Raw genomic sequence first — 19,344 nt, 5'->3', positions numbered from 1 at the left:
CCTTCAATTCAATGCGCCTCTTGAGACGCCGAAGCCCATCGGGTCACGATGGGCTTTTTTCGGAGTGCCACCTAGGTGGCAGGGGCAGTAGGAATCGAACCTACAACCTTCGGTTTTGGAGACCGACGCTCTGCCAATTGAGCTATACCCCTCCGGTACTCTTTTCGCTCGGCTTAGATGTCGAGGATCTTTGCCACGACGCCCGAACCCACGGTACGGCCGCCTTCACGGATGGCGAAGCGCAGGCCTTCTTCCATCGCGATCGGGTTGATCAGCTTGACGGTGATGCTGACGTTGTCGCCAGGCATGACCATTTCCTTGTCCTTGGGCAACTCGATCGCGCCGGTCACGTCCGTCGTGCGGAAGTAGAACTGGGGACGGTAGTTGTTGAAGAACGGCGTGTGACGGCCACCTTCGTCCTTGGACAGCACATACACCTCGGCGGTGAAGTGCACGTGCGGCTTGATCGAGCCGGGCTTGCACAGCACTTGGCCGCGCTCGACTTCTTCGCGCTTGGTGCCGCGCAGCAGCACGCCGACGTTGTCGCCAGCTTGACCTTGATCCAGCAGCTTGCGGAACATTTCCACGCCGGTGCAGGTGGTCTTGACGGTCGGGCGGATGCCGACGATCTCGATTTCTTCACCAACCTTGATCACGCCGCGCTCGACGGCGCCGGTCACGACAGTGCCGCGACCCGAGATCGAGAACACGTCTTCCACAGGCATCAGGAACGTGCCGTCCACGGCGCGCTCGGGCGTCGGGATGTACGTGTCCAGCGCTTCGGCCAGCTTCATGATGGCTTCTTCGCCCAGCTTGCCCTTGTCGCCTTCCAGGGCGAGCTTGGCCGAGCCGTGGATGATCGGGGTGTCGTCGCCAGGGAATTCGTACTTGTCCAGGAGCTCGCGCACTTCCATTTCGACCAGCTCGAGCAGCTCGGCGTCGTCCACCATGTCGCACTTGTTCAAGAAAACGATGATGTAGCCCACGCCCACTTGGCGAGCCAGCAGGATGTGTTCACGGGTCTGGGGCATCGGGCCGTCGGCGGCCGAGCACACCAGGATGGCGCCGTCCATTTGAGCGGCGCCGGTGATCATGTTCTTCACATAGTCGGCGTGGCCGGGGCAGTCGACATGTGCGTAGTGGCGGTTGGCCGTTTCGTACTCGACGTGCGCGGTGTTGATCGTGATGCCGCGGGCCTTTTCTTCGGGCGCTGCGTCGATCTGGTCGTAAGCCTTGGCTTCGCCGCCGAACTTGGCCGACAGAACGGTTGCGATCGCAGCCGTCAGCGTCGTCTTGCCGTGGTCAACGTGACCGATCGTGCCCACGTTCACGTGCGGCTTGGTGCGGGTGAATTTACCTTTTGCCATTTTTCGACTCCGAAAAAAACGATTTCAACGTATGCAGATGGGTTGCAAATCTGCCGTTGCAACCCCCAGAAACTGGTGCCCTTTGCGGGAATCGGACCCGCGACCTCTCCCTTACCAAGGGAGTGCTCTACCACTGAGCCAAAAGGGCTTTTGTCTAACCAATCGCTTCCGGCGTCGAACCGGGTCTCTGGAGCGGGAGACGGGAATCGAACCCGCGTCATCAGCTTGGAAGGCTGGGGTTCTACCATTGAACTACTCCCGCATCAGGGGCACTTCAAGGCACCCAAAGCGCTAGATCCAATCGCTCTTAGAAACCAAATTCATCGCTGGTGGAGAGGGCTGGATTCGAACCAGCGTACTCGTAAGAGGGCAGATTTACAGTCTGCTGCCATTAACCACTCGGCCACCTCTCCGGCGAACCTCGAAATATAGCACGGTTTTGTGACTACACAGAACTCCCAGCACCAAGAAGAAGCGAGAGAACTGCCCCGAGGCATGAACTGCGCGGATTATCCGCGAATTCAACCGCCTCCCTGATGCGCCTCCCGCCAAGCTCGCGCTTCGCCGAAATGACCACATCCGATGAACGGCACCGGCGGACGTAACGCGGAAAGTGGCGACGGATGATTCGACATCAGCACCTTGTGGCGCCCAACATCGATCAACGCACGCTTACTTTGCGCATGCGAACCCCACAGCATAAAAACAACAGGTTTTGCGCCGTCTGATACATGTCGGATGACGGCATCGGTCAGCACTTCCCAACCCCGCCCTGAATGGCTCGCCGGCTGGGCTTCTTCCACCGTGAGGCAGGTGTTGAGCAGCAGCACGCCATGCGTCGCCCACTTCACTAGGCTGCCACCCGGATTCGGAAACTGCGGCGGCGCCGTGCCAAGGTCGCGCTGGAGTTCCTTGAAGATGTTGCGCAGCGACGGCGGCAGCGCCACGCCGGGCGCGACCGAGAACGCGAGTCCTTCGGCCTGTCCGCGACCGTGGTACGGGTCCTGGCCCAGGATCACGACGCGCACGTCTTCGGGCGGCGTCAATTCCAGAGCCCGCAGCGGTTGCGGCGGAAAGATCACGGCGTGCGCATCGAGGCGCTCGCGCAGGAAGCCGAGCAGTTTCTGTCCCACGATGCCCGCAAAAAAATCGTCGACCAGCAGCTGCCAGCCCGACGCTACAGGCCAGTCGGCAGGATCGCTGCTCGACAGCTGATCCGGCCGGTTCATTCGAACAACGCAGCGAGGGCCTCGCCGGGTTCCTTGGCGCGCATGAAGGCTTCACCGACCAGGAAGGCGTTGACGCCCGCCGCACGCAGCGTGGCAACGTCTTCGCGCGTGCCGATGCCCGATTCGGTCACCGGCAACCGATCGGCCGGCAGCTTCGGCAGCAGGTCGATCGTGGCCTGGATCGACACCTCGAAGTTGCGCAGATTGCGGTTGTTGACCCCGATGAGCGGCGTCTTGAGCTTCAGCGCGCGATCGAGTTCGGCCGCATCGTGCACCTCCACCAGCACCGCCATGCCAAGCCCGCGCGCGATCGCTTCGTAGTCCTTCATCTGCGCATCGTCCAGGCACGCGGCAATCAGCAGGATGGCATCGGCGCCCATCGCGCGCGACTCGTACACCTGGTACGCGTCGATGATGAAATCCTTGCGCAGCACCGGCAGGTCGCACGAAGCGCGGGCCTGCTTGAGATAGTCCACGCCGCCCTGGAAGAACTGCTTGTCCGTCAGCACCGAGAGGCACGCCGCGCTGACCTTGCCATCACCCTCCGCATAGCTCTGGGCAATGTCGGCCGGAATGAAGTCTTCTCGTAGCACACCCTTGCTCGGGCTGGCCTTCTTGACTTCGGCGATCACGGCGGCTTGGCCCGCAGCGATCTTGGCGCGCAGGGCGGCTTCGAAATCGCGCGTGAGTACGCGGCTTTCGGCGTCGAAGCGAACGGCTTCGAGCGGCGCGCGCTTCAGCGCCGTCGCCACTTCCTGGCGCTTGACGGCAACGATCTTGTCGAGGATGTCGGACATGGCTTGTGATGCTTTCTTTTTTTCAGGGGCTCAAACGGTCGCGGAGGCCTTGACCAACTCGGCGAGCTTGGCTTTCGCCGCGCCCGACACGATGGCTTCGCGCGAGCGTTCGACGCCCGCGGCCACCGAGTCGACCACATTGGCCGCATACAGCGCCGCGCCGGCATTCAGCAGCACGATGTCGAGCGCCGGGCCGGCCTGATTGTCGAGCACCCCCAGCAGCATCGCCTTCGACTGCTCGGGCGTTTCCACACGCAGCGCGCGGTTGCTCGACATCGCAAAGCCAAAGTCCTCGGGGTGCAGTTCGTACTCGCGGATTTCGCCGTTCTTGAGCTCACCCACCAGCGTGGCGGCGCCCAGCGAAATTTCGTCCATGCCGTCGCGCCCGTAGACCACGAGCGCGTGCTCGGTGCCCAGGCGCTGCAGCGCGCGCACCTGGATGCCCACGAGGTCGGCGTGGAACACGCCCATCAGGATGTTCGGCGCGCCCGCGGGGTTGGTCAGCGGGCCGAGGATGTTGAAGATGGTCTTGATGCCCAACTCCTTGCGCACCGGGGCGACGTTCTTCATCGCCGGATGGTGGTTGGGCGCGAACATGAAGCCGATGCCGCACTGCTCGATGGAGCGCGCGATCTGCTCGGGCTTCAGGTTGATGTTGATGCCCAGTGACTCCAGCACATCGGCACTGCCCGACTTGCTCGACACGCTGCGCCCGCCGTGCTTGCTCACCTTCGCGCCGCCCGCGGCCGCAACGAACATCGAACAGGTCGAGATGTTGAAGGTGTGCGAGCCGTCGCCGCCGGTGCCCACGATGTCCACGAGATTCGTGGTGTCGGTCACGGGCACCTTGGTCGAGACCTCGCGCATCACCTGCGCGGCGGCGGTGATCTCGCCGATGGTTTCCTTCTTCACGCGCAGGCCGGTGATCAGTGCGGCCATCATCACGGGCGAGCACTCGCCGCTCATGATGAGCCGCACGATGTGCAGCATCTCGTCGTGGAAGACCTCGCGGTGCTCGATGGTGCGCTGCAGCGCTTCCTGGGGGGTGATCATGGGAAGTCTCCTGGTGTCTGTCTGTGGTCAGTGGCCGACGCGAACGGCCGGTGCGTCGGTGAATGCGAGCTTGAGGCCGAAGCCGATGAAGAGGACGCCGGCCGCGCGGTCGAGCCAGTGCATGCCCTTCTGCACGGCGCCACGGCGCGCCATCCAGCCCGCCGCCACGGCCCATCCCACGTTGACGGGGATGGCGTTGAGGTTGAACAGCACGCCCAGCAGCACGAAGTACAGCGCCTTGCCATCGGCGCCGGGCGCAATGAACTGCGGCACGAAGGCCAGGAAGAACAACGCCACCTTGGGGTTGAGCACGTTCGTCCAGAAACCGCCGAGGAAGATCGCCTTGAGGCCGCGTTCCCCGCCTGCTGCGGCCGCCCTGCCGAGATCTGCAGGCGGCGCTGGTCGCGACAGCACCATGCGCACGCCGAGGTACAGCAGGTAGGCCGCGCCGATGTACTTGAGCACCGTGAAGGCCGCTGCCGATGTCGCCATCAGCGTGCCAACGCCGACCGCCGCCGCGAAGATGTGGACGAAGCAGCCGGCGGTGATGCCCAGTCCGGCGACGATGCCGGCGCGCACGCCAGAGCGCAGCGAGTTCGCCACGACATAGAGCACGTCAGGGCCGGGCGTGAGGTTCAGCAACCAGCCGGCGGCGATGAAGGCGAGCAGATGGGGAAGATCAGGCATCGCATCCTCGCCGGATTCAGGACTTGAAGAACGCGCGGATCGCGGCAACCGCCCGGTCCACGCCGGCCGCGTCGACATCCAGGTGCGTCACGAAGCGCAGGCGGTAGAGGCCCGTCGCGAGGATGCCCTGGCTGTTGAGGCTCGCGAGCAGTTCCGACGAACGCGCCTGCGCCGCACCCGTGAGATCGACGAAAACGATGTTCGTGTGCGGCGCCTCGACGGTCAGGCCTTCGATGCCTTCGAGCCCCTGCGCTAGGCGCTGGGCCAGCGCGTGGTCGTCAGCCAGGCGATCGACATGGTGATCGAGCGCATGCGACGCAGCCGCAGCCAACAGGCCCGCCTGCCGCATGCCGCCGCCCGCCATCTTGCGGATGCGGTGCGCCCGCGCGATGAACTCGCGCGAACCGACCAGCGCCGAGCCGACGGGCGCGCCCAGGCCCTTGCTGAAGCAGACCGACACGCTGTCGAAGCACTGCGCGATGCGGCGGGCTTCGGCGCGGATATCGCTGCGCTTGTTCAGCGCGGCCTGCGCCGTCGCCGCGTTGAAGAGGCGGGCGCCGTCGAGGTGCCGCTGCAGGCCCTTGCTCTTCGCCAAGTCCGTCGCGGCCTGCACGTAGTCGAACGGCAGCAGCTTGCCGCCCAGCGTGTTCTCCAGCGCCAGCAGCTTCGTGCGCGCGAAGTGCGCGTCGTCGGGCTTGATGGCCGCCTTGATCTGCGCGAGCGGCAGCGTGCCGTCGGGTGCGTGGTCCAGCGGCTGCGGCTGCACGCTGCCGAACACCGCGGCGCCTCCGCCCTCCCAGCGGTAGCAGTGCGCCTGCTGACCGACGATGTACTCATCGCCGCGGCCGCAGTGCGAGAGGATCGCGCAGAGGTTGCTCTGCGTGCCGGTCGGCACGAACAGCGCCGCCTCGAAACCCAGCAGCGCGGCGATCTTTTCCTGCAGCGCGTTGACAGTCGGGTCGGTGCCGAAGACGTCATCGCCGAGCGGCGCGGCCATCATGGCTTCGCGCATGGCAGCGGTGGGTTGGGTGACGGTGTCGCTGCGCAGGTCGACGACGGAAGTGCGTTCAGTCATGGTGGGTCAGTCCAGGAAGTTCTTGAGCATGGCGTGACCATGTTCTGTGAGGATCGATTCGGGATGGAACTGCACGCCTTCGATGCGCACGTCATGCGCAAATCCGGTGTGCCGCACCCCCATGATCTCGCCATCGTCGGTCCACGCGGTGACAGCCAATTCCTTCGGGCAACTCTCGCGCTCGATAGAGAGCGAGTGGTAGCGGTTGACGATGAACTTCTCGGGCAGGCCCGCGAACACGCCCTCTTGCGTGGTCGTGATCTCGCTGGTCTTGCCGTGCATGAGCTGCTGCGCCCGAACGATCTTGCCGCCGAACGCCGCGCCGATGGCCTGGTGGCCGAGGCACACGCCCAGGATGGGCAGCTTGCCCGCGAAGGCCTCGATGGCCGCCACCGAGACGCCCGCTTCCGCCGGAGAACATGGCCCCGGCGACACCACGAGCCGCGTCACGCCCGAGGCGATCAGCTCGCCGATCTGCGCGACGGTGATCTCGTCGTTGCGATGCACCTGCACATCCGTACCCAGCTCGCCGAAGTACTGGACGATGTTGTAGGTGAAGCTGTCGTAGTTGTCGATCATCAGCAGTTTCATGGCTTGCTCACAATCCGGTGCACGCCCTTCACGACGGGGAACACGTTGAAGTTGATCAAGAGGCCCAGCTTGAGGCCCGAGAGACGCAGCGCCGCGAGCACCTGCGCGCGGTGCAGGTCGGTCAGCACGTCGACTGCCTTGAGTTCCACGATGACCGACTGCTCGATCACGAAGCCCGCGCGGTACACCTCACCGAGCGAGCGGCCCTTGTAGGCGGCCGACAGCGCCACGTCGCGGGTGAAGCCGATTTCGCGTTCGGCGAGCTCAATGGCCAGCGCCGCAGCGTAGGCGCCCTCGTCGAGCCCCGTGCCGAGCACGCGCTGCACCTCGACGGCGGCGCCGATGATCTCGTGCGAGAAGTCGTTCTGAATATCCGGTGTGGTGCTCATTCCAGGCCTTCCTCGACCAGTTCGGCCGCACGCAGGAGTGCGCGCGCCTTGGCCTCTGTTTCTTTCCATTCCAGCTCGGGCACCGAGTCGGCGACCACGCCGGCCGCGGCCTGCACATGCAGCATCTGGTCCTTCACGATGCCGGTGCGGATCGCGATCGCCACGTCCATGTCGCCCGCATAACTGATGTAGCCGCAGGCGCCGCCGTAGAGGCCGCGCTTGGTGGGCTCCAGCTGGTCGATGAGCTCCATCGCATGCACCTTGGGCGCGCCGGTCAGCGTGCCGGCCGGGAAGGTCGCCTTGAGCACGTCGATGGCGGTCATGCCGTCCTTCAGCGTGCCTTCGACGTTGCTCACGATGTGCATCACATGGCTGTAGCGCTCCACCGCGAAGGCCTCGGTCACCTTCACGGTGCCAGTCTTGGCGATGCGGCCGATGTCGTTGCGCGCGAGGTCGATCAGCATCACATGCTCGGCGCGCTCCTTGGGGTCGTTGATGAGTTCTTCCTCGGCCGCCTTGTCGAGCTCGAGCGAGGCGCCGCGAGGACGGGTGCCGGCCAGCGGGCGGATGGTGATCTTCTGCTCGCCATCGCCCGTGTTCTCCTGGCGCACCAGGATCTCGGGCGACGCACCGACCACGTGGAAATCGCCCAGGTGGTAGTAGTACATGTAGGGCGAGGGGTTCAGCGAGCGCAGCGCGCGGTACAGCGACAGCGGCGACTCGGTGTAGCGCTTGCTGATGCGCTGGCCCACCTGCACCTGCATGAAGTCGCCGGCGGCGATCATTTCCTTGGCGCGCTCCACGGCCGCGATGTAGTCGGCCTTGGCAAAGCTGCGCTCGGGCGGATGCGCCTGCGTGGGCTTCACGATGGGCGCGCTCACCGAGTACTTGAGCTTTTCCTTCAGTTCGCGCAGGCGCCGCTTGGCGTTGGCGTAGGCCTCGGGCTGCTTCGGATCGGCGTAGACGATGAGGTAGAGCTTGCCCGAGAGGTTGTCAATGACGGCGAGTTCTTCGCACTGCAAGAGCAGGATGTCGGGGCAGCCGAGCGTGTCGGGCGGGCAGCTTTTTTCGAGCTTGCGCTCGATGTGGCGCACCGTGTCGTAGCCGAAGTAGCCGGCGAGGCCGCCGCAGAAGCGCGGCAGGCCCGGCCGCAGCGCCACCTTGAAGCGCTTCTGGTAGTCGGCGATGAAGTCGAGTGGATTGCCGGCGGCGGTCTCGACGACCTGCCCGTCGGTCACCACTTCGGTCACGGCATCGGCGCCGAAACCGCTGGCGCGCAGCAAGGTACGTGCGGGCAGGCCGATGAAGCTGTAGCGCCCGAAGCGCTCGCCGCCCACGACCGATTCGAGCAGGAAGCTGTGCTTGCCGCCGCCCTGCGAATGGGCCAGCTTGAGGTAGAGGGAAAGGGGTGTCTCGAGGTCGGCAAAGGCCTCAGCCATCAGCGGGATGCGGTTGTAGCCCTGGGCGCTGAGGCTCTTGAATTCAAGTTCGGTGATCACGGATTCGTTCTCCAATTGCCGGCCGACGCTTCTTCGGTCGGTGGCAAGGTCATTCACTGGTGGCCCGGAGTCGAAGGGATCGATCCGGCGCCGCGGGCGCACGGCGTGCGCCGTGCAATCAAACAGTCAGCGAAGTATGGCTACGCCAGGGCCAGGCTCCCCGGCTGCCTTCACCTGTTTGATTGATGTGATGAACGAACATGGAAGCGGGAGTTTAGCCCACGAAAACGGCCGATTGAGCAATAAAGCCGGTTTCAGGGTTCCCCCGAAGCCTTGGCGGTAACACGAAAAGATACATTCGCACGACCGTTCGCAAATTCAAGGAGGCTCCACTTGCCCGCACTCTCGATCCCCAAGGTGTTCTCGCGTCTCGCCCTGCTGGCCTGCCTGGCGTCGGCGCTCGGCGCCTCGGCCGCGCAAGTGGATGTCGCCGGCGTCAAGCTGGAAGACCACCTCGACCTGCGCGGCACCCCGCTGCAGCTCAACGGCGCGGGCGTTCGCTTCAAGGCGATCTTCAAGGTCTACACGGCCGGCCTGTACGTCGGCAAGAAGGTGTCCACTCCCGAAGAGGCGCTGGCCGCCCCCGGCCCCAAGCGCGTGGCGATCACGATGCTGCGCGACATCGACGCCAACGAACTGGGCAAGCTCTTCACCAAGGGTGTGGAAGAGAACTCGCCGAAGAGCGAAATGGTCAACCTCATTCCGGGCCTGCTGCGCATGGGCCAGATGTTCGCGGACCAGAAGCAGTTGAAGACCGGCGACACCTTCACCATCGACTGGCTGCCCGGCACCGGCACGGTGATCACGGTGCGCGGCGTGCCGCAGCCCGATCCGGTGAAGGAGCCGGCCTTCTTCAATGCGCTGCTGCGCATCTGGCTCGGCCCGAGCCCCGCGGACTGGAAGCTGAAGGACGCGCTGCTCGGCAAGTCCTCCTAGCCACTGGAGGCTAGAGATCGGCCAGCGAATCCACGAAGCCGTCCGCATCCACGCCGCGCACCGGCTCGCCGTGGTTGTAGCCGTAGGTCACGAGCACGACCGGGCAACCGGCGGCCCTTGCGGCGCGCGCATCGTTGCTCGAGTCGCCGACCATCAACGTGCGCGCCGGCACCGTGCCCAGCGCCTCGCAGGTCTTCAGGAGCGGCAGCGGATCGGGCTTCTTGCGCTCGAAGGCATCGCCGCCGAACACCAGCTCGAAGAAACCATCGAGACCTTTCGCGGCCAGCAGCGGTCTGGCGAACGAGGTTGGCTTGTTGGTGAGGCAGGCCAGCCGCAAGCCCCGCGCGCGCAACGCCTTCAGCCCCTCGATCACCCCCGGGTACAGCGCCGAGTGCTGGCCGTTGATCGCCAGGTAGTGGTGCTGGTAGCGGTCCCAGGCGCGGTCGAAGAGCGCCTGTGCCCTGGCCTCGACATCGGCCGCCCCGGCGGGCGTCATCACATGCACGAGCGCCGAGTGAATCAGGTGCTCGGAGCCCTTGCCCACCATCCGTTCGATGGCGGCGGGCGCCACCGGCGGCAGGTCGAGGTCGCGCAGCATGCGGTTCAGGGATTCGGCGAAATCGCCGAGCGTGTCGACCATGGTGCCGTCGAGGTCGACGATGGCGGCATCGAAATGAATGAGGTCGAGGCTGGTGGAGTTCAAGGCAAATAAGCAGAGTTCAAAAAGTTGCCCGGTACTTTACTGGCCTCAAAAAGAACTGCAGGGCCAGCGAGTGAAATCGTGGTCGGGATGCGCACTGTTCCAGCTGCACGCCTCCCCATCCAACACGCCGGCAATATCAAACAGGACACTGCCCCGGACCGTGATGTGAAGCAAAGATCCGGCAAGCTGAACAAATTCGAGCCCAGCGACGAAGAGGCGCACGGTGCGATCCTGCCACTCCTCGCATCGGGCGTGTGAATCGCCCCGGATTCCCTAGACACTTTTGAGCCGTTGGAAATGGCGTCGCTCGAACTCTACGGGCGACAGGTCGCCAGCGGTGTTGTGGCGACGCCTGGGGTTATAGAACATCTCGATGTAGTTGAAGACATCTGCCCTGGCCTCATCGCGCGTCGAATAGATTTGTCGGCGAATGCGCTCTCGCTTGAGTAACTGGAAGAAGCTCTCTGCGACTGCGTTGTCATGGCAGTTGCCGCGCCGGCTCATGCTGCTCACCAGGTTGTGATCGCGCAGGAAGCTTTGCCAGTCATGGCTGGTGAACTGGCTGCCTTGGTCGGAATGCACGGTGACCGTCGCTTTGGGTTGGCGCCGCCACAAAGCCATCAACAAAGCATTGAGGGCCAATTCAGTATCGATGCGGTGCCCCATGGACCAGCCGATGACATGGCGCGAGAACAAGTCGATCACCACGCTCAGATACAGCCAGCCCTCGTGGGTACGGATGTAGGTGATGTCCGTGACCCAGGACTGGTTGGGCTCGCTGACTATGAAGCGTCGCTGCAGATGATTGGGGGCGACCACGGCAGGCTTGCCACCACGACTTCCAGGCCGTCGGCGGTAGCCCGTCTGGGAGCGCAGCCCCTCGAGCTTGAGCAGGCGAGCCACGCGATGCTTGCCGCATGTCTCGCCCAGATCGCGCATGTCCATGGTCAGCTTGCGGTAGCCATAGACGCCTCCACTCTCCAGCCAGGCGTGCTTGAGAAGGCCCAGCAGACGTTGATCGTCCTTGCCACGAAAACTCATCGGCTCGATCTTCCAGGCGTAGTAGCCGCTGGGGTGAACGGCCATGACCTTGCACAGCCTGCGAACGCTGTGCTCGCCTTCATGGCGCTCGATGAATGCGTACTTCACCCGGACTGCTTGGCAAAGTACGCTGCGGCCTTTTTTAGGATGTCGCGCTCCTCGGTCACACGCTTGAGCTCGGCCTTCAGCCGCCGCAGTTCGTCTGTCTGCGACACCTGCGCCTGCCGATCACCGGTGGGCATGCGCTGGGCCTTGATCCATTGATAAAGACTGTGCTGACTCACGCCCAGCCGGGCCGACACATCGGCCACCTTGTGGCCGCGCTCGGTGATCTGCTTGACCGCTTCGGCCTTGAATTCTTCGGGATATCTCTGCTTACTCATGGCACCTCCTATTGGGCCTCAGGTTTGAGGCTCAGAGGTGTCTAGAAAACCCGGGGCGATTCAGTGAGACCCACAACCTCACTCCCACCGCTTTTGCGTCGCGATGATGCCCAGCGGATATCCACGCCGTCCCATCGAGTGGCGAAGGACGATCCGGCTGGCGAAGCGTTCGATGCCGATGTCTTCTTCCAGCATCTTGTCCATCACTGCCTGGAAGTAGCCGATGCCCGGCGCCACGATCTTCAGCAGGTAGTCGTAGCCGCCGCTGACGTTGTAGCACTCGACGATTTCCTCGTACTTCGCGGCGGCCTCCTCGAACTTGCGGAAATCGTGCGGGCGGTGACTGCCGATGGTGACCTCCGAGAACACGATGACGTGGTCGCCCAGCTTTTCCAGCGCGATGTCGGCACCGTAGCCGCGGATCAGCCCGGTCTCCTGCAGCCGCTTGGTGCGCAGCAGGCACGGGCTCGGGCTCAGGCCTACCGACTCCGCCAGGTCGACGTTCGAGCAGCGCCCCTCGCGCTGCAGATGCACAAGGATCTTGAGGTCGAACCGGTCGAAGGAAACTGCGGATCTCATCGCGCCATCGTACGTTCAAGCCAACGCTTGCGGCGTGCGCTGCGCCTCGGCGAGCGAGGCGTCGAGCGCTTCGATCACCATGCCCGCCTGCTCCGCCGACAGCACCAGCGGCGGGCGGATCTTGAGCACGTTGTGCCCCTGCGCGCAGGCACTGAGCAGCACGCCCTTGTCGCGCATCAGGTTGACCACCCGGCTGGTGAGGCCGCGGTCCGGCGCGCGTGTCGCGCGGTTCGATACGAGTTCAACGCCCACGAAGAGCCCCGCGCCGCGCACGTCGCCGATGGCCTCGTGCCTTGCGGCGAGCCCGGCGATGCCGTCGCGCAGCAACCGACCAACGTGGGCGGCGTGCGGCAACAGCCGCTCCCGTTCGATGGTCTCCAGCACCGCCAGCGCGGCCGCGCAAGAGACCGTGTTGCCGGCGAAGGTGTTGAAGTAGCGCGAGTGCTTTCCGAATTCCGCCAGCGCGTCGGCGGTCGCAAGAAGCCCCGCGATCGGCTGGCCGTTGCCCATCGGCTTGCCCAGCGTGACGATGTCGGGAACGAGGCCATGGCGCTGGAAGCCCCACATGTGCTCGCCGGTCCGGCCGAAGCCTGGCTGCACCTCGTCGGCAATGAAGAGCCCGCCGGCGCGCTTGATCGCCTCGACCGCTCCCTTCAGGAAGCCCGCGGGCTCGGGCAGGATGCCGTCGCTGGTGAAAAGCGAATCGACGATCAGGGCTGCCGGCTTGATGCCGTGCCGCTGCAGGTCGGCAATCGCTGCCTCCACGTCGCGCGTGAAGCGCTCTCCCAGATCGGCGCCTTCGGCGTGGTACAGGCGCGGCGCCGGCACCAGCCGAACGTGCGGGCCGAGGGCGACCGTCACGCCGAGCGATGGCGAGAACTGCGACACGGCGTCGGTGATGCCGTGATAGGCCGTGTCGGTCACGATCACACCCGTGCCGCCCGTGCGCACCTTGGCGATGCGGTAGGCCAGGTCATTGGCCTCGCTGCCGGTGCAGGTGAGCATCAGGTGGGCCAGGTCCGTGCCGGGCACGCTGGCGATCAGGCGTTCGGCCAACTCGAGGATGGTGTCGTGCAGGTACCGCGTATTGGTCGCGAGCGTCTGCACCTGGCGGCAGATCGCCTCGGTCACCGCAGGGTGGCAGTGGCCGAGCGAGGTGACGTTGTTGTAGACGTCGAGGTAGCGGCGGCCTTCCGGGTCCATCAGCCAGACGCCGTCGCCGCGCACGATGTGCAGCGGGTGTTCGTACATCAGCCGGTAGGCCGGGCCGAGCAGCGCATTGCGCCGCTCGATCATCGCCTCGGTGGCGGGCCCGACGTTGGCGCGGCCGGGAATGTAGGCGTTGACCATGTTGAAGTCGGCAGTGGTTTTCATGAGGAGGCTCCGGTTCGTGTGGGGGTCAGCAAGCGGTCGCGCGCGTCGTGGCGGGAGAGGTCTGCCATCTGCGACAGCCCCTCCCAGGCCGCGGGGTTGTGCCGCAGGATGTAGGCGCGGTTTTCGGGATAGCGCAGGGCGCGCCACTCCGAGATCAACGCAGTGATGAGATGGCGCGTCGCCATGAGGTCGGCCACGACTTCCTGCTCCGGCGCGGTCAGCGGCAGCACGCACTGGTAGGCGCCGACGAACTGCGCCGGCCCTTCGAACGGATCCGCGCTGCCGGTCATGTGGAAGGCGGCAGCCGTCGCCACCTCGCCCACCAGCGGCGCATGGAGCATGTCGCCGAAATCGATGATGCCGGTGATGCGCGCCGGCTCATCGGGCGCGACCAGCACGTTGTAGAGGTGGTAGTCGTTGTGGATCACCTGCGCCCGGAGCGATGCGAGGCGAGGCAGCACATGCACGGTGAAGCGCGCCATGAACGACCGGGCCAGCGCACGCCGCGGTCCTTCGGCCAGGCTGTCGAGCTGCGCGGTCAGCCGGTGCGCTGCCGACACGTTCCACAGCAGATCGTGCGTGGCCGCGGGATGCGTGAAGTCCCGCAGGGCAAGGTTCAGTTCGGCGAGGCCCTTGCCCATCGCGATGCGCTGGGCGGCGGTGCGCGGCGTCTCCCGTATCTGGACGCCCTCCAGGTAGGTGAGCATGCGCACGGTGGTGGGGGTGCCGTCGGCGAGCGCCACGGTGCCGCGCGCACGTCCATCGAGCATTCGCACGACGCGGGGAACCGGCTGCCCGGGCGAGGTGCGCGCGATGTGCTCGATGGCGGCGATCTGGAAATCGACCAGCGACACGGGCTCCGACGGGTTGCTGATCTTGAACACGTAGCGCGCGCCGTCCGAGGATTCCAGCGCGCAGTTCTGGTCGCGCTCGCCGGCCAGTGCCTTCACGCCGACATCCATGCCGTAGAGATGCGCCACCAGCGCCTGCACCTCGGCCGGCGCCAGGTCGGGCACTGCGGTGCCCAGTTCGGCGGCCTCGTCCGGGCGCTCTTCGGGCACCGCTCCCTGGCGGCCAGGGGAGGAGTCGAGGCTGGCCATCAGAGTCCCAGCAGTGCGGGGAGCTGGCGAACGTCTGTCAGGCGGCTCACGCCGTATTCGGTCGACGTGGGCTCATGGCCCCGGTCGATGAAGGCCTTGGCCATGAATCCGAGATCGGACGCCGTCATCAGGTCGTACCGGAAGCTCGAGGAGACATGCATCATCCGGTCGGGTCCGCATCCCAGCCGGTCGAACATGTGCTCGAAGGCTTGCATGCGCGGCTTGTAGGCGCGCGCTTCCTCGGCGGTGTAGACCGCGTGGAAAGGCGCCTTGAGGTGCGCGACGCTGTGGGGAATGAGGTCGACCATCGAGTTCGACAAAATCACCAGCGGCACATGCGGCGCAATCGCCTCCAGCACTTCGACCACGTTCGGATGCGGCTGCCAGGTCGGCACCGCGGCGTACAAGGCGACTGCATCCGATGCCACGCATTCGATGCCGTGCGCCTTGCAGGTGCGCTGGATGGCGTTTTCCACCACGTCGAAAAAAGGCTTCCAGTCGCCCAGCACCTCGTCGAGGCGGTAGGCCTTGAAACTGTCCAGGAATGCCGGCATCCGCTCGGCTGGAACGCGGTCCTTGAACAAGACCTTTGCCGTCGGGCCCATCTCGAAGTTGATGAGCGTGCCGTAGCAATCGAAGCTGATGAATTTGGGTTTGAAGATCATCGGTAGACCTGCTGCGTTGAGAGGAAACAAGTCTAGGTTTGCCCCTCTGCAGGAGATGCCATATCGCTGTGGATACCGAGCAGATTCTTGGTCAATGCGCGAGCGGCCTGGCATTTTTGGCGGCGCTGTTCTTCGGGTCGCCGCGTACCGAGCGCTGACTTGTCGGCAGAACCACCATTCGCTTTGCCACGCAAGACACGCCGATGGGCGCGCCTTGCGCGAAGCTGCCGTCGCCAATCTTGAATCTCGCCGACGCCTGTTCGCGTCGCCGAATCCGCTCAGCGCACCAGATCCTGAAAGCGGTAATACGCCCCGACGATGGGAAGAAACCATGGCTTGCCGAAATGGCCCGGAATCGCAGGCCAGTCGAAATCACGCCAGGGGTTCAGGTCGGCGCGGCCATCCAGCACTTCCGCCATGACCGCGCCCATGTAGGTCGACATGTGCGTTCCATGCCCGCTGTAGCCCATGGAATAGAAGAGGCCGTTGCGCTCACCGGCGCGCGGCAGGCGGTCGCGTGTCATGTCGACCATGCCGCCCCAGCAGTAGTCGATGCGGGTGTCTTTCAGCTCGGGGAAAACTTCCACGAGCGACTTTTGCAGGATGACGCCGCTCTTCATGTCCGACTTGGGATTGGTCGCCGCAAAACGCGCACGGCCGCCGAACAGCAGGCGGTTGTCCGGCGTGACGCGGAAGTAGTTGACGAAGTTCTTCGTGTCCGTCGTCATCCGGCGCCGCGGCGTGAGCCGGTCGAGCACTTCGACCGACAGCGGCTCGGTCACGATGATGAATGCCCCCACGGGCACGATGCGGCGGCGGAACCATGCCAACGGCCCTATGGCCGACGTGCCGGTCGCAAGCAGCACCTGCTTGGCGCGAACGCTGCCGTTGGGGGTCTCGACCTGATGCACCGAACCGCCCTGGCGCTTCAGGCCGACGACCGGCGCGTTCTCGTAGATGCGCACGCCGCGCCTGGCTGCCGCGACGGCAAGCCCGTGGCCATAGCGGCCCACGTGCATGCCGGCGCTCTTGCCGAAGACCATGCCGCCGAAGTACCGATCCGACCCGATCTCGCTGCGCAGGTCCGCCCGCGTGACCATGTGGGTGTCCGGATCGCATTCCTTCTCCATCAGTGCCTGCGTGCGGGCCAGCTTGTCGTAGTGCTCCGGCTTGGCAGCGAGCTTGAGCTTGCCGACACGCTTGAAGTCGCAGTCGATGCCTTCCTCCGCGATCAGCGATTCCACCTTGCACACACCCGCGTCGAATGCGCGATAGAGCATGTTGGCGCGCTCTCGTCCGAGCCTGCCCGACAAAGCAACATAGTCCTGTGCGAAGCCGTTGTTGCACATGCCGCCGTTGCGGCCGGAAGCGGCACTGCCCACCGTGCTGGCGTCGAACACCGCAACGCTCGCACCCTTCCTGGCGAGCGCGATGGCCGCGGACAACCCGGTAAAGCCTGCACCGACCACCGCCACATCGACATCGCCGCTGGGCGCTGCTGTCTGTGCGGCGGTGAACTTGGGCGCGCTATCGAGCCAGTAGGGCATCAGCTTCATGGACAAACTTTCATCGTCTTCGGGACGAATTTGCGAGGTGGGTCGCGGCGTCAGCCGAACGACTGGTTGGAAAGGGCGAACAGGCGCGCGTCCGCATCCGCATCTGCATCTGCATCCGCACCGGCACGAGCCTGGATGTCGCGCACCATGGGCACCGCATGGCCAACGCAGGGCAGCCCCATTTCGCTCAGCCATGCAGACAGCCCGCTGCTCTCGGTCACGTCGATGCGAAGGAACCGGCCGCGGGTTCGGCCAGCCAGTGCGGCGATGAGATCCATTGCGTCCGCCGCACTGTCTGCGCCCGATGCGACCACCGGGCCGATCACCACGCCACGCCCGAATTCCCTCGCGCAGGCGTAGGCCGACACACCGGCACCGCGGTCGACGACCATCGTCGTTCCGGCCGCGAACAATGCGCTCAGCAATGCGGTTCGGTCCATCCCCGTGGCGGCCAAGTCCAGCCGGCGCACGCTCTTTTCGTCTGCTGCTCGCATGGGGCGCACGCTCGCCGGTGTCGCGGCAAGAACGGTGTCCGCAGGCAGTACGGCCTGATGCTGAAACACCTGCCCGCGCGCGACGAACCCGAGCTGTGTATAGAGCGGAAGGCCTTCCTGGGTGGCGTTCAGGAACACCGTGCGATCGCGCGCCTCGTCGAGCAGCTTTTCCATCAAGGCCCGCCCGAGGCCGCGGCCCTGCATGCCCGGATCGACGATGACCATGCCCATCGAGGCATGGGTCTGTCCATAGGGCCACCACAGCGCCGTGGCGACCAGGCGGCCGTCGACTTCCGCCGCGAAGCCGCTGCCGAGATCGAAGGCGAAGCGCCAGTCGGCTTCCCGGTACGGCCATCCCAATGCGGCCGATTGTTCGACCGCATCCGGCAAATGATCGGCGCGCAGCGCGATGAGGTGCGGCGTCGTCTTGTGCGCCGGCGCGTGCAGGCCACGAGAGGGGTCGAGCGTCATGGCGAGGCCTAGAAGTCCGAGACCTTGCCCCAGGCCGAAGACAGGAATCGGTCCGGGTGATACGGGCGCGGGTCGACAAGAGGTTCTGCACCGCTGACGATGTCGGCGATCAAGTGCCCGGCCCCAGGACCGATACCGAAGCCATGGCCGCTGAACCCTGCCGCCAGCACGAGCCCGGGCAGGTTCGTGATCTCGCCGATGCCCGGCACACCGTCGGGCGTGCTGTCCACATAGCCGGCCCAGGATGCGGTGACCGAACTCCCCTTCAGCGTCGGCATCAGTTCGACGGCGCGCTTGTACGTGAGGCGAACAGCCGATGCGTCCGCCTTCGGATCGAGCACGCGCATGCGCTCCATCGGCGTCGGCTTGTCGAGCCGCCAGCGGGACCAGGCTTCATGGCCCGAGCGGACGCCTTCGAGTCCGCCCGGCGCGAGATTGCGCCATCGCCGCTGGAACATGGGCAGGAACTGCGGTGCAAAACGCAAGAGCTGCAGCGTCGGGTCGACGCGACCACGGCCGCTGATGGCGATCGCGTATCCGCCGTTCATGCGCCGCGTCATCGAGACGCCGGTCGTGTGGAGCGCAGGCGGAATCTCCTTGCTGCCCGTGGCAACCGAGAGCATCGTCTGCCGGATCGACGCCTGCGGAAACCGGATGCCGTATTGGCGGCAGAACGACGATGCCCAGGCGCCGCCGGCGAGCACCGCGACCTTGGTGCGGATGGTGCCGCGCTCGGTGACCACGGCCGAGAGGCGCCCGCCTTCGGTCTCGATACCTCGCGCCGCGCAGCCCTGGTGAATCGTGCCGCCGAGCTTCATCAGGGCCCGCGCCACGGCAGGCGCCGCTCGCGAGGGGTCCGCGGTGCCGTCGGTCGGCGAGAAGACGCCGCCCTTCCAGGGCTTGCCGCTGGCCCGGCCGTGTCGCGCCGCCTCGTCGGCCGTCAGCATGTGGGTTTTCACATCGACGGTGCGCGCAAATTCTCCCCAGCGCGCCCAACCGTCCAGCTCCTTCTCGCTGTTGCTGAGGTACAGCAACCCGCATCGCTGGAACCCTGTGACCTCGCCGGTTTCCGCGGCGAACTGCTCCCACAGGTCCAGGCTCTTCGTGGCCATCGGCAACTCGCGGGCATCGCGGTTCTGCTGACGGCACCAACCCCAGTTGCGGCTCGACTGCTCGGCGCCGACACGTCCTTTTTCGACGAGCGCGACCTTCATCCCGCGCTTGGCCATGTAGTACGCGGCAAAGACGCCGATGATGCCGCCGCCGATCACGACAACGTCGGCGTGCGTCGGCAGTTCTGGACTGGACTCGACGGAAACTAGAGGTGCGGGCATTCTTGTGATACCGGTGAAAGT

At 65.3% G+C, this 19,344-nt stretch carries 19 protein-coding genes and 4 tRNA genes; 1 reads left to right on the top strand and 22 read right to left on the bottom strand.

What is annotated here, in order from left to right:
- Positions 1 to 76: 76 nt before the first annotated feature.
- The 13 genes from QFZ83_RS31995 to trpE form a co-directional block, all read right to left on the bottom strand.
- Positions 77 to 152 (bottom strand) — tRNA-Trp (locus tag QFZ83_RS31995).
- 21 nt (positions 153 to 173) lie between these two features.
- Positions 174 to 1,367, bottom strand: coding sequence for an elongation factor Tu (tuf, locus tag QFZ83_RS31990; protein ID WP_013539103.1), 1,194 nt, complete (start codon positions 1,365 to 1,367; stop codon positions 174 to 176).
- Positions 1,368 to 1,440: 73 nt separating this feature from the next.
- Positions 1,441 to 1,515 (bottom strand) — tRNA-Thr (locus QFZ83_RS31985).
- Positions 1,516 to 1,555: 40 nt separating this feature from the next.
- Positions 1,556 to 1,629, bottom strand: a tRNA-Gly gene (locus tag QFZ83_RS31980).
- A 65-nt stretch (positions 1,630 to 1,694) separates the two neighbouring features.
- Positions 1,695 to 1,780 (bottom strand) — tRNA-Tyr (locus QFZ83_RS31975).
- A 108-nt stretch (positions 1,781 to 1,888) separates the two neighbouring features.
- Entirely contained in the window at positions 1,889 to 2,596 is a 708-nt protein-coding gene (locus QFZ83_RS31970; RefSeq protein WP_307512411.1) for a uracil-DNA glycosylase, read from the bottom strand.
- Entirely contained in the window at positions 2,593 to 3,393 is an 801-nt protein-coding gene (gene trpC, locus QFZ83_RS31965; RefSeq protein ID WP_307512410.1) for an indole-3-glycerol phosphate synthase TrpC, read from the bottom strand. Before trpC ends, QFZ83_RS31970 begins: the two co-directional genes overlap by 4 nt.
- Positions 3,394 to 3,423: 30 nt before the next feature.
- Entirely contained in the window at positions 3,424 to 4,446 is a 1,023-nt protein-coding gene (gene trpD, locus QFZ83_RS31960) for an anthranilate phosphoribosyltransferase (protein WP_306881804.1), read from the bottom strand.
- 27 nt (positions 4,447 to 4,473) lie between these two features.
- The gene (locus tag QFZ83_RS31955) at positions 4,474 to 5,133 is read right to left on the bottom strand and encodes a LysE family translocator (protein ID WP_307512408.1); all 660 of its coding nucleotides are present in this window, start codon (positions 5,131 to 5,133) and stop codon (positions 4,474 to 4,476) included.
- Positions 5,134 to 5,149: 16 nt separating this feature from the next.
- Positions 5,150 to 6,208, bottom strand: coding sequence for a low-specificity L-threonine aldolase (gene ltaE / locus QFZ83_RS31950; protein WP_307512406.1), 1,059 nt, complete (start codon positions 6,206 to 6,208; stop codon positions 5,150 to 5,152).
- Between the two features lie 6 nt (positions 6,209 to 6,214).
- On the bottom strand, positions 6,215 to 6,799 hold the full coding sequence (locus tag QFZ83_RS31945; protein WP_306881807.1) for an aminodeoxychorismate/anthranilate synthase component II: 585 nt from the start codon (positions 6,797 to 6,799) through the stop codon (positions 6,215 to 6,217).
- Positions 6,796 to 7,188, bottom strand: coding sequence for a GxxExxY protein (locus QFZ83_RS31940; protein ID WP_306881808.1), 393 nt, complete (start codon positions 7,186 to 7,188; stop codon positions 6,796 to 6,798). The genes QFZ83_RS31945 and QFZ83_RS31940 overlap by 4 nt, the downstream gene beginning before the upstream one ends.
- On the bottom strand, positions 7,185 to 8,687 hold the full coding sequence (trpE, locus tag QFZ83_RS31935) for an anthranilate synthase component I (RefSeq protein WP_306881809.1): 1,503 nt from the start codon (positions 8,685 to 8,687) through the stop codon (positions 7,185 to 7,187). The genes QFZ83_RS31940 and trpE overlap by 4 nt, the downstream gene beginning before the upstream one ends.
- Before the next feature lie 333 nt (positions 8,688 to 9,020).
- Between trpE and QFZ83_RS31930 the strand changes: the two genes are divergently transcribed.
- Positions 9,021 to 9,623: a chalcone isomerase family protein gene (locus QFZ83_RS31930; RefSeq protein ID WP_306881810.1), complete on the top strand. Its 603-nt coding sequence runs from the start codon at positions 9,021 to 9,023 to the stop codon at positions 9,621 to 9,623.
- A gap of 10 nt (positions 9,624 to 9,633) precedes the next feature.
- Here QFZ83_RS31930 and QFZ83_RS31925 read toward each other — a convergent pair whose 3' ends face one another.
- From QFZ83_RS31925 to QFZ83_RS31885, 9 genes are all read right to left on the bottom strand, one after another.
- A complete protein-coding gene (locus tag QFZ83_RS31925; RefSeq protein WP_307512404.1) occupies positions 9,634 to 10,326 on the bottom strand; it encodes a phosphoglycolate phosphatase in 693 nt (230 codons plus the stop codon).
- A 273-nt stretch (positions 10,327 to 10,599) separates the two neighbouring features.
- Positions 10,600 to 11,750 (bottom strand): IS3 family transposase gene (locus tag QFZ83_RS31920; protein ID WP_307502085.1). Its coding sequence is split into 2 segments (ribosomal slippage): positions 10,600 to 11,504 and positions 11,504 to 11,750, totalling 1,152 coding nucleotides; the frame shifts between segments, so codons are not numbered across the junction.
- Between the two features lie 78 nt (positions 11,751 to 11,828).
- The gene (locus tag QFZ83_RS31915) at positions 11,829 to 12,329 is read right to left on the bottom strand and encodes an Lrp/AsnC family transcriptional regulator (protein WP_013539092.1); all 501 of its coding nucleotides are present in this window, start codon (positions 12,327 to 12,329) and stop codon (positions 11,829 to 11,831) included.
- Positions 12,330 to 12,344: 15 nt separating this feature from the next.
- Complete coding sequence (locus tag QFZ83_RS31910) at positions 12,345 to 13,703, bottom strand: aspartate aminotransferase family protein (protein WP_307512402.1); 1,359 nt, start codon at positions 13,701 to 13,703, stop codon at positions 12,345 to 12,347.
- Complete coding sequence (locus QFZ83_RS31905; RefSeq protein WP_307512401.1) at positions 13,700 to 14,803, bottom strand: phosphotransferase; 1,104 nt, start codon at positions 14,801 to 14,803, stop codon at positions 13,700 to 13,702. Before QFZ83_RS31905 ends, QFZ83_RS31910 begins: the two co-directional genes overlap by 4 nt.
- Entirely contained in the window at positions 14,803 to 15,468 is a 666-nt protein-coding gene (locus QFZ83_RS31900) for a haloacid dehalogenase type II (protein WP_307512398.1), read from the bottom strand. Before QFZ83_RS31900 ends, QFZ83_RS31905 begins: the two co-directional genes overlap by 1 nt.
- A gap of 278 nt (positions 15,469 to 15,746) precedes the next feature.
- Complete coding sequence (locus tag QFZ83_RS31895) at positions 15,747 to 17,024, bottom strand: FAD-binding oxidoreductase (protein WP_306881814.1); 1,278 nt, start codon at positions 17,022 to 17,024, stop codon at positions 15,747 to 15,749.
- A 50-nt stretch (positions 17,025 to 17,074) separates the two neighbouring features.
- Positions 17,075 to 17,989, bottom strand: a complete 915-nt coding sequence (locus QFZ83_RS31890; protein WP_307512396.1) for a GNAT family N-acetyltransferase — start codon at positions 17,987 to 17,989, stop codon at positions 17,075 to 17,077.
- An 8-nt stretch (positions 17,990 to 17,997) separates the two neighbouring features.
- The gene (locus QFZ83_RS31885) at positions 17,998 to 19,323 is read right to left on the bottom strand and encodes an FAD-binding oxidoreductase (RefSeq protein ID WP_307512394.1); all 1,326 of its coding nucleotides are present in this window, start codon (positions 19,321 to 19,323) and stop codon (positions 17,998 to 18,000) included.
- Between the last annotated feature and the right edge of the window lie 21 nt (positions 19,324 to 19,344).

This window comes from Variovorax sp. W1I1, assembly GCF_030815625.1.
In the GTDB taxonomy this organism is placed as follows: domain Bacteria; phylum Pseudomonadota; class Gammaproteobacteria; order Burkholderiales; family Burkholderiaceae_C; genus Variovorax; species Variovorax paradoxus_C.
This window is presented reverse-complemented; position numbering and strand designations above follow the sequence as displayed.

Coding starts and splice junctions, on each gene's coding strand:
- tuf (WP_013539103.1), bottom strand. CDS start 1,367: ATGGCAAAAGGTAAATTCACCCGCACCAAGCCGCACGTGAACGTGGGC.
- QFZ83_RS31970 (WP_307512411.1), bottom strand. CDS start 2,596: ATGAACCGGCCGGATCAGCTGTCGAGCAGCGATCCTGCCGACTGGCCT.
- trpC (WP_307512410.1), bottom strand. CDS start 3,393: ATGTCCGACATCCTCGACAAGATCGTTGCCGTCAAGCGCCAGGAAGTG.
- trpD (WP_306881804.1), bottom strand. CDS start 4,446: ATGATCACCCCCCAGGAAGCGCTGCAGCGCACCATCGAGCACCGCGAG.
- QFZ83_RS31955 (WP_307512408.1), bottom strand. CDS start 5,133: ATGCCTGATCTTCCCCATCTGCTCGCCTTCATCGCCGCCGGCTGGTTG.
- ltaE (WP_307512406.1), bottom strand. CDS start 6,208: ATGACTGAACGCACTTCCGTCGTCGACCTGCGCAGCGACACCGTCACC.
- QFZ83_RS31945 (WP_306881807.1), bottom strand. CDS start 6,799: ATGAAACTGCTGATGATCGACAACTACGACAGCTTCACCTACAACATC.
- QFZ83_RS31940 (WP_306881808.1), bottom strand. CDS start 7,188: ATGAGCACCACACCGGATATTCAGAACGACTTCTCGCACGAGATCATC.
- QFZ83_RS31915 (WP_013539092.1), bottom strand. CDS start 12,329: ATGAGATCCGCAGTTTCCTTCGACCGGTTCGACCTCAAGATCCTTGTG.
- QFZ83_RS31910 (WP_307512402.1), bottom strand. CDS start 13,703: ATGAAAACCACTGCCGACTTCAACATGGTCAACGCCTACATTCCCGGC.
- QFZ83_RS31905 (WP_307512401.1), bottom strand. CDS start 14,803: ATGGCCAGCCTCGACTCCTCCCCTGGCCGCCAGGGAGCGGTGCCCGAA.
- QFZ83_RS31900 (WP_307512398.1), bottom strand. CDS start 15,468: ATGATCTTCAAACCCAAATTCATCAGCTTCGATTGCTACGGCACGCTC.
- QFZ83_RS31895 (WP_306881814.1), bottom strand. CDS start 17,024: ATGAAGCTGATGCCCTACTGGCTCGATAGCGCGCCCAAGTTCACCGCC.
- QFZ83_RS31890 (WP_307512396.1), bottom strand. CDS start 17,989: ATGACGCTCGACCCCTCTCGTGGCCTGCACGCGCCGGCGCACAAGACG.
- QFZ83_RS31885 (WP_307512394.1), bottom strand. CDS start 19,323: ATGCCCGCACCTCTAGTTTCCGTCGAGTCCAGTCCAGAACTGCCGACG.